13 protein-coding genes and 1 tRNA gene are annotated in these 13,263 nt (G+C 46.0%); 6 read left to right on the forward strand and 8 right to left on the reverse strand.

Going from position 1 to position 13,263, the window contains the following annotated elements:
• Window positions 1-16: 16 nt before the first annotated feature.
• From CES81_RS02450 to gntK, 3 genes are all read right to left on the reverse strand, one after another.
• Window positions 17-610 carry a sugar O-acetyltransferase gene (locus tag CES81_RS02450; protein WP_089120535.1) on the reverse strand — a complete coding sequence of 198 codons (594 nt, stop codon included), beginning with the start codon at window positions 608-610 and terminating at the stop codon, window positions 17-19.
• A gap of 177 nt (window positions 611-787) precedes the next feature.
• A complete protein-coding gene (locus tag CES81_RS02455; protein WP_089088759.1) occupies window positions 788-2,146 on the reverse strand; it encodes a gluconate:H+ symporter in 1,359 nt (452 codons plus the stop codon).
• A 111-nt stretch (window positions 2,147-2,257) separates the two neighbouring features.
• Entirely contained in the window at window positions 2,258-3,820 is a 1,563-nt protein-coding gene (gene gntK / locus CES81_RS02460) for a gluconokinase (protein ID WP_089120536.1), read from the reverse strand.
• Between the two features lie 369 nt (window positions 3,821-4,189).
• Between gntK and CES81_RS02465 the strand changes: the two genes are divergently transcribed.
• Window positions 4,190-5,038, forward strand: a complete 849-nt coding sequence (locus CES81_RS02465) for a MurR/RpiR family transcriptional regulator (protein ID WP_225356326.1) — start codon at window positions 4,190-4,192, stop codon at window positions 5,036-5,038.
• A 77-nt stretch (window positions 5,039-5,115) separates the two neighbouring features.
• Complete coding sequence (locus CES81_RS02470) at window positions 5,116-5,883, forward strand: GH25 family lysozyme (protein WP_089120537.1); 768 nt, start codon at window positions 5,116-5,118, stop codon at window positions 5,881-5,883.
• Window positions 5,884-5,961: 78 nt separating this feature from the next.
• Here the strand turns inward: CES81_RS02470 and CES81_RS02475 are convergent, their stop codons facing one another.
• A complete protein-coding gene (locus CES81_RS02475) occupies window positions 5,962-6,330 on the reverse strand; it encodes a DUF4828 domain-containing protein (RefSeq protein WP_089088756.1) in 369 nt (122 codons plus the stop codon).
• Window positions 6,331-6,489: 159 nt separating this feature from the next.
• Here CES81_RS02475 and CES81_RS02480 point away from each other — a divergent pair, with 159 nt between their 5' ends.
• From CES81_RS02480 to CES81_RS02490, 3 genes are all read left to right on the forward strand, one after another.
• Window positions 6,490-7,494, forward strand: a complete 1,005-nt coding sequence (locus CES81_RS02480) for a Gfo/Idh/MocA family protein (protein ID WP_089120538.1) — start codon at window positions 6,490-6,492, stop codon at window positions 7,492-7,494.
• A 22-nt stretch (window positions 7,495-7,516) separates the two neighbouring features.
• Entirely contained in the window at window positions 7,517-8,845 is a 1,329-nt protein-coding gene (locus tag CES81_RS02485) for a DEAD/DEAH box helicase (RefSeq protein WP_089120539.1), read from the forward strand.
• Between the two features lie 331 nt (window positions 8,846-9,176).
• Complete coding sequence (locus CES81_RS02490; protein WP_089120540.1) at window positions 9,177-10,019, forward strand: GRP family sugar transporter; 843 nt, start codon at window positions 9,177-9,179, stop codon at window positions 10,017-10,019.
• 193 nt (window positions 10,020-10,212) lie between these two features.
• Here CES81_RS02490 and CES81_RS02495 read toward each other — a convergent pair.
• Together CES81_RS02495 and CES81_RS02500 are read right to left on the reverse strand one after the other, a co-directional pair.
• Window positions 10,213-10,285 (reverse strand) — tRNA-Arg (locus CES81_RS02495).
• 64 nt (window positions 10,286-10,349) lie between these two features.
• Window positions 10,350-10,802: a universal stress protein gene (locus tag CES81_RS02500; RefSeq protein WP_089088752.1), complete on the reverse strand. Its 453-nt coding sequence runs from the start codon at window positions 10,800-10,802 to the stop codon at window positions 10,350-10,352.
• A gap of 214 nt (window positions 10,803-11,016) precedes the next feature.
• On the opposite strand from CES81_RS02500, the gene CES81_RS02505 reads away from it, so the two are divergent.
• Entirely contained in the window at window positions 11,017-11,490 is a 474-nt protein-coding gene (locus CES81_RS02505; protein ID WP_089088751.1) for a hypothetical protein, read from the forward strand.
• A 230-nt stretch (window positions 11,491-11,720) separates the two neighbouring features.
• On the opposite strand, the gene CES81_RS02510 is transcribed toward CES81_RS02505, so the two are convergent.
• Both CES81_RS02510 and CES81_RS02515 read right to left on the reverse strand, forming a co-directional pair.
• Window positions 11,721-12,125: a GtrA family protein gene (locus CES81_RS02510; protein ID WP_089088750.1), complete on the reverse strand. Its 405-nt coding sequence runs from the start codon at window positions 12,123-12,125 to the stop codon at window positions 11,721-11,723.
• A gap of 15 nt (window positions 12,126-12,140) precedes the next feature.
• Entirely contained in the window at window positions 12,141-13,082 is a 942-nt protein-coding gene (locus tag CES81_RS02515; protein ID WP_089120541.1) for a glycosyltransferase family 2 protein, read from the reverse strand.
• Window positions 13,083-13,263 lie beyond the last annotated feature (181 nt).

The following is a 13,263-nucleotide window of genomic DNA, read 5'->3' on the forward strand; positions in this document are numbered from 1 at the left end:
CACTCTCATTCAAAGCTTATTCATTAATTTTACGCAGGACGTGACACGGATTACCCACGGCAACGACGTGATCAGGGATATCCTTAGTGACTACGCTGCCGGCACCAATGACGGTACCCTCACCGATCGTGACGCCAGGTAAAATAATGACACCGCCGCCGATCCAGCAGCCGTGCTTAATGTGGACCGGCAGAGATTGGGTCCTGACAAAGTGCTGTTTTGGATGTTCAGCCCACTGGGCATTAAGGCGTTCTGAGAGGGGGACTGGGTGAGTGCCGGTATAGATTTGAACGTTTGGCGCGACCATGGTCTCACCATCGATGCGGATTTCACCTGAATCCATAAAGGAACAATTCATGTTGATTGAGATCTTACTGCCCAAGTGGATGTTGCGGGCGAAATCACACAGGAAAGGGGTTCCCACGGTGACGTTTTCACCGATGCTGCCAAGTGACTGTTCCAGCAGCTGCCGCCGCTTGTCTGCTTGATCATACGGGGTTTGATTGTAGGCCATTAAGAAGTGGTTGGCCTCATCTTTGTACTGTTTGAAAATCGGGTCATGGGCATCGTACAAGTCGCCGTTTTGCTGCTTTTCGAGTTCCGTTGTCATTATCAATGCATCTGCCTTTGTGTGTAAACTGTCTAAACCGCTTTCATTTTAGCATTGGGAATCGTTGCTCTCAAGTTCAAGTAAACCGTGATCGGATAAGTTAGCACCGTTAATAGAGTAACAAAAACCCCGGTGCATGAACCACCGGGGAAGGATTTCAAAACGTGATATTAATGATTAGTGGAAAAACATATTTAGAATCATGACCATACAGATCCCGACGACCGAGATCACCGTTTCAAGCACCGTCCAGATGGAGAGGGTTTGTTTGACCGTTAAATCAAAGTATTCTCGGAACATCCAGAACCCGGCATCGTTAACGTGTGAAGCTGCCAGTGAACCGGCACCAATGGCAAGCACCATTAGGGCGGGGTCAACACCAGCGGCTGACATCAATGGGGCAACGATTCCGGCAGCCGTTAAAGCAGCAACGGTAGCAGAACCTAAAGCAATCCGTAAAACAACGGCCACTAACCAGCCGAGGATCAGCGGACTGATGCTGGAGTGCGTGAAGATCTTGGCAACTTCGTCACCAACACCGCCACTGATCAGAACTTGCTTGAAGGCACCGCCACCACCAATAACTAACAGCAGCATGGCGATGGATTTAACGGCGTTTTCAACCGTTTCCATTATGTCTTTAGTAGCACGGCCACGCGCCCAGCCCATTGACCACATTGCAAACAGCAATGAAATCAGCATGGCAATGGCGGGATCACCGATGAAGGCCACGATTTGGTCCAGCATGGTGGCGTTCTTAGTCGGCGTGGTACCGCCATCAACGGTCATTTTGTAGATCGTCGTAATGGCCATCAGGATAACTGGGAACAGTGAAGTGACAACGGAGAGGCCAAAGCTGGGTTCGTCTTCGGGTGCCATTTCCTTAACTTCACCCAGTGAACTTAAGTTACCCTTTTGCTTGAAAGCAGAAGGCGCAAATTTTTCGGCTAACTTGGTGAACAGCGGACCGGCAACGTAAGCAGCTGGAATCGCCACGATAATACCGAAGAGCAGGACTTTACCGTCACTGGCACCCAAAGCTGCGGCAATGGCAGTTGGTGCAGGGTGAGGCGGCAAAAAGCCGTGGGTAACTGACAAAGCGGCGGCCATTGGGATTCCCAGGTAAAGGATGGGAACTTCAGCTTCAACGGCAATGGCAAAGACAATAGGGACTAACAGGACCATCCCAACTTCGAAGAAGAGGGCAATACCAATAATGAATGACGCAAGCATAATAGCTAACTGAAGTCGTTTTCGACCGAATTTGTCGATTAAAGTTGTGGCAATTTTGTGAGCCCCGCCGGCGTCGGCAACTAACCGACCCAGCATGGCACCAAAACCAAAGACCAGTGACAGCTCACCTAATTGACTACCGATACCTTCTTCAATGGTCGCGGCAATTTTGGTGAGGTTCATCCCAAGTAAAATGGCAGTTAAAACAGAAGTTAGTATCAGGGAGACGAAAGTATTCATTTTGAATTGAATAATCAAAACTAATAGGAATAGAATCCCGATAACTAGTGCTAATATTTCCATAGTTAGAAAATCCTTTCAGAAATCAATTCAAGAAACGTCTTATTCAAGGCGTTTCTCAGTGATGAACAACTGAAATCCTTTTTATGTTTAAAAGATGATACCCATAATGAATTAAAGATCGTGATTGGACGCTTTTTTCTTAGCATCCTGACTGCGTTGAAAGTCAGCAATTGCCTTGTATTCAGTTTGTAACTGCCGGCTCAAGCGGATGTAGATTGGTACAAGTGCCCGGTAGGCTTCGTAAGTTTCTGGATTAGGGTGATGAACGTTGGTAACCCCGACGAAGTTCTTGACTTCGCTGAGATCATCGATCAGGCCTAGGCTGTACATGCCTAGGACGGCAGCCCCCAAGGCCGTACCCTCAACACTTTCAGGGATTGTAACGTCTTGTTCAAAGATGTCGGCTAACATTTGACGCCACAGCGCGGAACGGGCAAAGCCGCCGGTTGCTTGAATACTGGTTGGTTTACCAACGACTTCTTCCAGTGCGATCAGGACCGTATAGAGGTTATAGACGATGCCTTCCAGGGCTGCGCGGACCATGTGAGCGCGGGTATGGTTACGGGTCAAGCCAAAGAACGAACCGCGGGCGTTGGCATCCCAGATTGGGGCACGTTCGCCGCCAAGGAACGGGTGGAAGATCAGCCCGTCAGAGCCAGCCGGTATCTTAGATGCGATTTCGGTGAGCAGGTCGTAGCTGTCGATCTTCATCTGCTCCGCGGTCAGCTTTTCCGGTGCGAACAGCTGATCTCTGACCCAGCGGAAGACGATCCCGCCGTTGTTGACGGGACCGCCGACGACCCACTTATTGGGTGCCAGGTAGTAGCAAAAGACCCGGCCCTTAGGATCGATTTTAGGCTTGTCGGTAACGACCCGCACGGCGCCCGAAGTCCCAATGGTAACCGCCACGACGCTGGGATCGATTGCGTTAACCCCAAGGTTAGCCAGCGGACCATCGGATGCACCCATGACAAACGGGGTGTCTGGGTCGATCCCAATCACCTTAGCGTAGTCGGGGTTCATGCCGGAGACCGTATCCGTGGTATCCACTAGTTCTGGCAGTTGGTCCCGGTCGACACCAGCTAGTTCGAGAGCCTGATCATCCCAGTCCATCTTAAAGATGTTAAACATCCCGGTAGCGTTAGCAATGGAATAGTCCTCTTTCAAAACGCCAAAGAGTTTATAAATGACGTATTCTTTGATGCCGACAAACCAACGGGCTTGATTAAATAAATCCTGGTGGTCGTTACGCAGCCAAATCAACTTTGTTAACGGCGTCATCGGGTGGATCGGGGTACCCGTTTTCTCGTAAATCTGCTTACCGATCCCGTTTTCACGGAGTTGATCGGCGTACTTAACGGCCCGATTATCGGCCCAAGTGATTGCCCGAGTCAGGGGCTTATGGTTTTCATCCAGGAGGATCAGACTGTGCATGGCAGCCGAGAAGGAGACGCCCTTTAATTCGCCGGCACTTAAGTTGGCCTTACGTAAAACGGTCGTCAGACCATCGACGATTGAAGAGAAGATTTCGTCCGGATCTTCTTCTGCCATATCAGGAACGTCTTGATAAAGCGGATACAAATTATTGGAGTAGCCCTGTACCTTACCGACATTGTCGAACAACACCGTTTTGACACTTGTCGTTCCGATATCAATACCGATCATATAGTCCATTTTCAACGACTCCCTTTCTGATCTAAAACTTGTGATTGGAACTTATATTGTGAGTGTAAAGGACTTTTAAAGCGTTTACAAGAAATCACATTTTAAAAGCAGCTTTTAGCCCTGTGACCTAATTATTATATGAAAAGATATTTCATAATTCAAGCATTTATAAGAAAATTATTTACAAACTTGTAAGCAATGTTTAGAATATTCGGTATACACGCTATAGACAACCCCGTGGCAATCCTGGATTCTGGGTAGCTGCCTATTTTGAATCACCAATGGGTAAAAAATTAAAACATATTAGGGTTAAATGGCGTTATTTCGACGATAGAGTATAATTAAGGTTAAGCAGTTTTAACGTAGGGGGGCTTCAATTTGGCACAATCAGCAATTAGCAGTATCAGGTCCTATTATCCCAATCTAAGCAAGCTGCACCAAAAAATTGCGGATTATATTTTTGCGCAGCCGCAAATGGCAGGTGAGCTCACCATCAATGAATTGGCTGAAAAAGTTGGTGTTTCAACCGCTTCGATTTCCCGTTTTGCCAAGGCTGTGGGCTATTCCAGTTTTCGTGAATTCAGCTTGGATCTAGCCAACGTGCCATCAGGGGTTAATCGCAGCAGTATGTTTAAAAAAGTAAAGCCCGATGATACACCCAAAGAAATGGCCGAAAAAACTTTTCAGGCCATGATCGATGCACTGATTTCAACGCAGTCACTGCTGCATAATGATGAATTAGAAAAAATGTCAAACCACATTTTAAAGTGCCGCCAACTGGCTTTCTTTGGGTTGGGGGGTTCCTCAGTGGCAGCGTTAGACGGCTACCATAAGTTTTTAAGAACTTCCATTAACAGTGAGTACTACCCGGACTTTGACGTGCAGCTGATGCAAGCCGCTAAAATGGACGAAAATGACTGTGCCATCATGATTTCGCATTCTGGAGAAAATCAGCAGACACTGACCGTTTTAAAACAGCTGCACAACAACCACGTGCCGGTGATCGCCATTACGAGTTTTGGGCGTTCATCATTGGCGCAGCGAGCGGATATGGTGTTGCTGTCGCTGGCTGATCAGATGTCGACAACCTCTGACAGTATGTATACGCTGATAGCGCAATTAGCCATGATCGACAGTTTATTTACCATCGTGGCCGTTAAACTGTCCAACAAGACAGAAGCCGTTATGAACCGCGTTAAGGAAGCAATTGACCAAACCAGAACTTAAGCGGCTGCTGATTAAGTCAGCGGTTCTTAAAAAGCATGTTAAAATGAGTGTGAACTAGGGACAAGGGATGAGCAGGTGTGAAACGACGACGGATTGAACCTATTTATACGAATACTTACAAACAGCTGCGTAACCGTTCTCGACGATTGCGCTTCTTTTCAATTTTGTTGATTTTGGCGGTTATTTTTGGCGGCTGGTTTGGCTACCGGCACTACCGGGATCAGCAGCTGAGCCATTATCCGGTCAAAGGGGTTGCGCTGAGCCAGTCAAACGGGTTTGTCGACTTTCAGCAGCTGGCCCAGAAGGGGGTTCAATTTGCCTATTTGCGGGCGACTTCGGGAGCCACCTATACGGATGATCAATTCCAAAGCAGTTATGACCGTTCACAGGGTAGCCACTTAGCCATTGGTGTTTATCACGTCTACAGTTACACGACTTCTCCTCAAGCGCAGCTAAAAAACTTCGAAGAAGAAGTGGGCCAACGTCACGGTCAGCTGCCGATTGCGGTTCAGGTGACCACGTATGGCGATTATGACGCGCGTTATCTCAGACAGGCAGCGCCGCAAAAACGACTGCAGCAGTTCATGTCGCTGCTGCGGCAGCACTATGATAAGCGTCTGATCATTTGGTGTACGCCGTCAATCTGGCAATCGCTGGATCGGTCATCTTTAGGGCGTTACCGTACTTGGGTACAAACCGCCAATCTAAGTCATCAGAATCAACGGTTTGCCTTTATTGGCTACAATGCAAACGCGACGATTAAATTAAACGGGCAGTCCCAGACGGTAGGTGCTGTCGTATTTAACGGTTCAAAGCGCCAGTGGCGTTCGTGGATCACGCAGTAAGATTATTTGCCGTAAAATTAACAACAGCCTCATCAATAGTCATCTACGTGAGATAGCTATTGATGGGGCTGCTTTTGTTTACCGGTTAGTATTTGAAATGATGTAATAAATGACGTCATCAGCTTCATCGAACAACTTAACGGGGGTGTTGTCGTTTGCGGTAATGGTGATGTGATACCCGTAGTGATCCAGTAACACCAGTGTATCGGCCGTCAACGAAACGACCTTGCACGGAATCGTGTGGTGGTCGATATTGATCGTAAGGTCGGGGCCGATCACCAGCGAATGGGTCCGGTCGGTTTCAGAATGACGCAGCTTCCACGAGCCGATGAAGATCATCGGGGAGTAGTCAGCATCGTTGGTTGAATGCTTTGATAACCGTTGAGAAGACCGCATCAATTTTTGCAATTTTGTTCGGCTTGTTTGAAAAAAGTCTTTTGCACTCATATTGTGGCCTCCTCAAATTTATTTTGTCCTAATTTTAACATGTCTATAAGTTAAATCCTTAGTCTTTAACTTAATTTTAAAAATAAAACGGAGTTCTAATTATCATTTGGGGCCGGAACTGCTATCATAGAGTTAAAAGCAGAAAGAGAGGCGTTTTTAATGATAAACTTTGGGATTATCGGGACTAACTGGATTACTCAGCAATTCGTGGAGGCTGCCCAAACTTCCGGATTGTACCAGCTGACCGGAGTCTATTCAAGACACCAGGATACTGCCGCGAAGTTCAGCCAGAAAAACGGTGGTGCGCAAACCTACACCGACCTTGACACCTTCTTTAGCAAGGGTCAGTTTGCTACGGTCTACATTGCGTCACCGAACAGCTTGCACTTTGAACAGGCTCAAAAAGCCATTCAAGCAGGTAAAAATATAATTGTTGAAAAGCCGGCCTTTGAAAACCAGGGTCAGATGGAACGCATTCAAGAGTTGCTTAAGCAGCATCCGGAGCTGCATTATTTTGAAGCAGCCCGCAACATTCACACGCCTAACTTTCATGCTATTGAAAAACAGCTTAAGCAGATGCCGGTGGTTCAGGGAGCTAATTTTACTTATATGAAGTACAGTTCACGTTATGATCAAGTGCTTCAAGGTCAGGAACCCAACGTTTTCTCACTGAAATTTGCTGGTGGTGCGTTGCAGGATTTAGGCGTTTATCCGCTATACGACGCCATTGCGCTGTTTGGGATGCCTGATGAATTCAATTATTTCCCAGAATTTATCCAAACGGGAGTTGATGGTAAAGGGGTCGCCATTCTTCAATACGGTGAGTTTAACGTGACGTTGAACTTCGGTAAAACGACCAATTCTTATATGTCATCTGAGATATACGGCTTGAAAGATACCATTGAAATCGACGATGCGGGTGAACTGGCCGAAGTAAACTACTTTGATTCAGAAGGTCAAAAGACAAAGCTCAGCCAACCCGTGACTGAAAACGTCATGTTGCCGGAAGTTCGCGATTTTGCGCGGGTTCTCAACGAACCGGGCAACATTCAAAATCAAACGGACTATCTGCGCTGGTTGAATTTAAGTGTTCAAGTCAATAAAATGCTGTTTAATTTGCGTCAGTCTGGTAAGATTGTTTTTTACGATGAACGTGACAACTAACGAGAAATGAGGGGATCCTATTATGATTCCACAATTTAAAAATCGCTTCGAAAAATTAGGCTTCGATGAATTATCGCCGATTCAGGCGGCGGTCTATGAGCCGCTGAAGAACGGTGACAGCGTGCTGGGACTGGCGCCGACTGGTTCTGGCAAGACGCTGGGCTTTGTAGTGCCGGTACTAGAACGACTGGCAGCGGGACAGGGCATCCAAGCCATTATCATCGCACCGTCACAGGAATTAGCAATGCAGCTGACCCACGTGACACGCAGTTTTGCGACCCTAGTCGACATGAAGGTGACTTCGATTACCGGCGGTGCTAACGTCAAGCGGCAGCTGGAACAGTTGAAAAAACATCCCGAGATCGTGATCGGGACGCCCGGCCGGATTTTGAATTTGATCGAGGACCGCAAGCTTAAGACCCACGATGTTCAGACGGTGATCGTCGATGAAGCGGATGATCTGCTTGAAGGCGAAACTTTTGACACGGTGCGCACAATATTGCAAAGCGTTCCTTCTGAAGTGCAGCTCGGGTTCTTCTCTGCGACGGAAACGCCGATTCTGACCGAACTGCAAAAGTGGTTTGGTACACCCGTTACCCGCGTGGATGTCCGCGATATTGATCACACGCAAGGTGACGTTCGCCACGGGCTCTTAGAAGTTTCCAACTTGAAGAAGGCGGGAATGCTGGGTAAGCTAACTTCCGTCAAGCAGTTTAAAGCTTTGGTGTTCTTCAACCACGTGGGGCCTCTGCAGCAGACTAAGAGCTGGCTTGCACACCACCACGTGCCGGTAGCCACGTTATCCGCCAACCAGCGGCAAACGGAAAGAGAAAAGGCCCTAACCGACTTTCGGTTAGGCCGGGTTAAGTTACTGTTATCGACTGACGTTGCAGCCCGTGGACTGGATATTGCGAAGCTGCCCGCAGTGGTCAACTTTGACCTCCCCGAAAGTGCCATCAGCTATACCCACCGGGTTGGCCGAACGGGTCGAATGGGTGAACCGGGGCAAGTGGTCAACTTTGGCGATGACCATGATTTAAGGGACTTGAAACGGTTGCTGAAAGATACTAATTACGACTTAGTGCCCATTTATTATCAAGACCATCAGTTAAGCACTAGGCGGCCTCAACTGCCTGGCCAGCAGCCCATTGATGCGGACCAAACCTACCAACCGGAAGCTAAGGTTGCTGGTGAAGTTCGTGCGGATCCTACGGCGATGCAGCCGGCAAGCCGGAAACCCAAGGTTAAAGCATCGTTGCCGCAGCCCACGAAGAAAAAGAAGGGGCACAATAAGCATTCTAAGCGTAAAGGAATGCGACATAAACGCGAAGAACAAGCACATGAAAAATAATCACATGAGTGATGTCACCAATCTCGGCGGAGATGATGACATCGCTTTTTTGATAAAGTGAGAGTGGCACTCAGGCGGCGGGATTTTGGGGCATACTAAAACCGGTTTCGAACTGCAAGGAGGAAATTGTCAAAGACTGCCTCACAAGTTACCGTATTGATAAGTGGACGATAATCTAAATATAACTGTCCTTGACACTGCCATAACGTCCATACTATAATTTCTACCAGTTACATATGATATTTATAATATAAAGCGCTATCATTTTTACTTGATAGGCATTAAGGTGAATGAGCAAGATTTTTTGGTCTTTGATTGAAGGGGATGTCTCTTGAACATACTAATAGGCTTAATTCCTGCTCTATGCTGGGGATTATATCCAATTTTTTTAACAAAGATGGGCGGCAATTACTTTCAACAGTTATTTGGAACAAGTGCCGGTATATTCATATGTGCAAGCATTGTTCAAGTAGGCTTTAAATACCAAATTTCTGTAAATGACTTTATGTTATATTTCACTTCGGGCTTATTTTGGAGTATCGGACAGACAGGTGAAGTTTGGTGCTTTAAAGAAGCGGGTGTCAGTAAAATAATGCCCGTAACGACGGCATTTCAAACCATTGGAAATTCACTGATCGGCGGGTGGCTATTCAGCGAATGGGTTGGTATATCTGATAATTTATTAGGTCTAGTTGCGCTGATCATCATTCTATTAGGTGTTTTCGTTTCTGATGGTTTGGTAAAAATTGAGCGTAAAGACATCATGATTTATTTGATTTTACTTGTGACAACGATCGGTTTTTGGGGATATTCTGGTTTCCCACATTATTGTCATACTAGCGGATTAGCTGGCTTTTTCCCGCAGTCCTTGGGGATGCTCGTTGGGTCATCCGTCATTTACTTTGTTGGGCACAACAAGATAAAAGGCAGCGATCCATTTGGAATAAAAAATATCATTTCTGGGATTGTATTTGGTGGTGCAGCGTCTACTTACTTGTTGTCATTGAGTTTAAATGGCTTAGTAAATGCTTTTGCTTTATCGCAGCTAAATGTCGTGATTGCAACAATGGTTGCAACGGTAATTCTGAAAGAAAAACCCAAAAATCAAATCATTTCAACGCTAACAGGGTTGGTCATTTTAATTTTTGGGGTGTTCTTGATGGTCAGCATTTAGCGAGGTTAAAAAATAGTGTCATTTACTGGAATCCATGTTAGCAGCTGATTTTTTGCAGAGAATTACTGAAAACACGGGCTTCAATGCTGTGATTTAAAAATTCAGGGTAAAAAAGTACCGCTATCAATCAGCGTTTTGATTGATAGCGGTACTTTTTGAATCGTTTAAGTGTGCCTAAGTTGAACTAGGATGATGACCCCACCCGGACTCGAACCGGGATCAGCCGCTTAGGAGGCGGGTGCCCTATCCAGTTGTGCTATGGGGCCAAAAGGCACAATGAATATTTTCTCATGGATTTACGGCGTTGTAAAGGACAGTTATTGATTAAGGTTAACCGTTAGTTGGTTCGGCAATGACTAACACGTTTGTTAGAGCGTTACGAACCACAGCTGCAGTGGTGGAACCCACTAGCAGACGGTCAATGGCATCAGTTCCTGATTTGCCCATCACGATGAGATCAACGTTATGGTTTTCAGGATATTCAACGGCAATAACTTGTTTGGGACTGCCGTGAAGAATTTCTGTTTTAGCAGTTACCCCAGCATCGCCAGCCATCTTTTGGCCTTCTGCTAAGATTGAAGTTGCGCGTTCGTTTAGTTCCTTGTAGTAGCCGCCAGTATTAGCGATACCCGTCCCAGTAACCGTGTAAATCAGCCGCTTATCATCAGCGACGTGAACGATCGTGAGTTCGGCATGAAACTGTTTAACCAGCTTCAGCGCTTCAGAAAGCGCTAACTTAGAATTATGACTGCCATCAAGTGGAACAACAATATGATTATACATATTATCAACTCTCTTCCATTTAATTATGAACTTACCACCATTGTGCGGCATTTTAAAAGTGGTTTCAAGTTTTTTAAAGCACCTTTTTTAATTGAAAGAGGGGTTATTTTAGCTGGGTAAATCAGGATGATATTAATCGCTGTCAGCACTAAACGGCTTTCTCAGCTTCGTTAGTTATGGTATAGTTTTAGTGACAGAAAATGAGGGATCAGCTTTGGATAAATTAGACTTTTATAAACACCACATTGAAAATTCACTGATTGATATCATGAATACCCGGGCTCAGGATAATAATTTTGAACGGCAGTGGCTGCAGCTGCACATTCCTAATCGGGATCTGCAGTATGCTATTTCCCAGTTATCGACACTGAGTTTAAAACTGCTGCAGCAGGTCGTTTTGTTAGGACCGGTATCCGAGGATCAATTAGTGGAAGCCATGGACCTCAGCTTTGGGGTCATTGCCAAAACCATGAATAAACTGTCACGGTTAGGCTTCGTAACTAAATCGGCACCAGAACAGCGAAAGGCCGTTTATCAGTCGACTAAGCTCGGCAACAGGGTAGTGGCCGTGCAAAATCAGCTGGCTGAACTACTTGATAAGCAGCACGAAGAACTGGTTGATCGGTACACACCAGACCAGTTAAGCTTGATTGCGGCGTTTTTACAGGATTTGAAGCATAGTCATTAGTGGTAAAAGCCGTGACATAACTCGATAGATTCCAGAATTTAACACCCAAAAGCGTTCTTCCGATGGTCTTGATCGGGAGAGCGCTTTTGGGTGTTAAATGGCCGGAATCTGAGTTATGGAGCGGGTTAAGGCTAGAAGTCGTGAACAAAAGTAAATCTTACGTTGTGTTTTAGTCAAGAAATTAACTGGTATCCTTATCGATAGAGACTTAAGCCGGCTGCTTTGTCAGTTTATTTTTTAAAGATGATCCACTTGGAAAAGAAATAGTTGAGGACCACGACGATGACGTTATCAATGATTTTGACGATCAGCGGATTGCCAGAAAGCAGCGAGATCCCCACGAACATGATCAACTGATCCACCGCTAACGAGAGCAAGCGGAAGAAAAAGAACGTCAGGGTCTCCCAAAGGAAGGTCCGCCACGCCATGGATTTTGAGTTAAAAACCCAAAGCTTATTGGTAATAAAAGCAAAAATCACTGAGGCCAGCCACGCCAGTACGTTGGCAATCTGGTAATTCATGTGCAGATTTAGCCAGCCAAAAACGCCGATATTGATCAGAGTGGTTAAACCGCCAAAAAATAAGTAACTGATGACGGCTTGATATTTTTTAAATAAGTGCCATAGGGTCTGCATATTAAAGTCCTTACTTTACTTTTTTTCTTTGACAATGTATTTTGGCCGGTGCTTGGTTTCAAGGTAGATCTTACCAATATATTCACCTAAAATACCCAAGCTGAATAGTTGGATCCCGCCCAAAAAGAGGATGATCGAAACGATGGAAGCCCAACCGGCAACGGCGTGGCCAACGGTTAAGGCGCGGACGATAACGAAGATAAAACCGAGAATTGCCACGGCACACGACAGACCGCCGATCCAGGTTGCAATTTTTAGCGGGGCATCCGAAAAGTCGACAATGCCGTCAATGGCGTAGTTCACCAGCTGCATGAATGACCAATGAGATTTACCAGCTGCCCGGGGCTGACTTTCGTATTTAAGGTAAGTTGTTTTATACCCGACCCAGGCAAAAATTCCCTTTGAAAAGCGGTTATATTCGGGTAACGACGTAATCGTATCGACCATTTCGCGGGTCATTAACCGGTAATCACGGGCGTTGGGCTCGATTCTAACCTGTGAAACCGCGTCGATCACGTTATAGAAGCGGGCGGACAAAAAGGCCCGAAGTTTACCCTGTCCGCGGCGTTCTTTTTGAATCGTACCGACACAGTCGTAGCCCTCGTTTTCGATTAAATCGATCATTTTGGGCAGTAATTCAGGCGGGTCTTGCAGATCGACGTCCATGACGGCAACCAAGTCACCCGTGGCGGCGTCCAGCCCGCAGGCGAGCGCGGATTCCTTCCCGAAGTTACGGGAAAAAGATAAGTAGTGCACGGTTTTAGGGTGTTGTTTTTGTAAGTCTTTTAAGATTGGTAATGTTTTATCGTCAGAGCCGTCGTTCACAAACAGGTATTCCGGCTGATAGCGTTCAGTCTTTTCGTTAATTGAAGCAAATACTTTAGCAACTGCATTATAAAAAATGTTGATCGATTCCTCCTCGTTGTAACAAGGTACGATCAGGCTAAGGGTACGCATAGATATCCAACCTTCCCTTCTTAAGCTAAGTTCTATAATAGGTCAAAAAGTATTGATAAAATAGTTAAAAATGGTTAAGTATTTTTAAACACTGGGGTAAAAGTGAAAATTCGGTCAGAATTGTATCTCTGAAACAAGGGTTCTGGTACAATTATAGGCGTTGATTCACGAAGCTTCGTTG

Source organism: Secundilactobacillus pentosiphilus (genome assembly GCF_002217985.1).
In the GTDB taxonomy this organism is placed as follows: Bacteria; Bacillota; Bacilli; order Lactobacillales; family Lactobacillaceae; genus Secundilactobacillus; species Secundilactobacillus pentosiphilus.

Bases quoted from the DNA above. Each gene is read 5' to 3' on its own strand.
- CES81_RS02450 (WP_089120535.1), bottom strand. From the start codon at position 610: ATGACAACGGAACTCGAAAAGCAGCAAAACGGCGACTTGTACGATGCC.
- CES81_RS02455 (WP_089088759.1), bottom strand. From the start codon at position 2,146: ATGGAAATATTAGCACTAGTTATCGGGATTCTATTCCTATTAGTTTTG.
- gntK (WP_089120536.1), bottom strand. From the start codon at position 3,820: ATGGACTATATGATCGGTATTGATATCGGAACGACAAGTGTCAAAACG.
- CES81_RS02475 (WP_089088756.1), bottom strand. From the start codon at position 6,330: ATGAGTGCAAAAGACTTTTTTCAAACAAGCCGAACAAAATTGCAAAAA.
- CES81_RS02480 (WP_089120538.1), top strand. From the start codon at position 6,490: ATGATAAACTTTGGGATTATCGGGACTAACTGGATTACTCAGCAATTC.
- CES81_RS02485 (WP_089120539.1), top strand. From the start codon at position 7,517: ATGATTCCACAATTTAAAAATCGCTTCGAAAAATTAGGCTTCGATGAA.
- CES81_RS02500 (WP_089088752.1), bottom strand. From the start codon at position 10,802: ATGTATAATCATATTGTTGTTCCACTTGATGGCAGTCATAATTCTAAG.
- CES81_RS02510 (WP_089088750.1), bottom strand. From the start codon at position 12,125: ATGCAGACCCTATGGCACTTATTTAAAAAATATCAAGCCGTCATCAGT.
- CES81_RS02515 (WP_089120541.1), bottom strand. From the start codon at position 13,082: ATGCGTACCCTTAGCCTGATCGTACCTTGTTACAACGAGGAGGAATCG.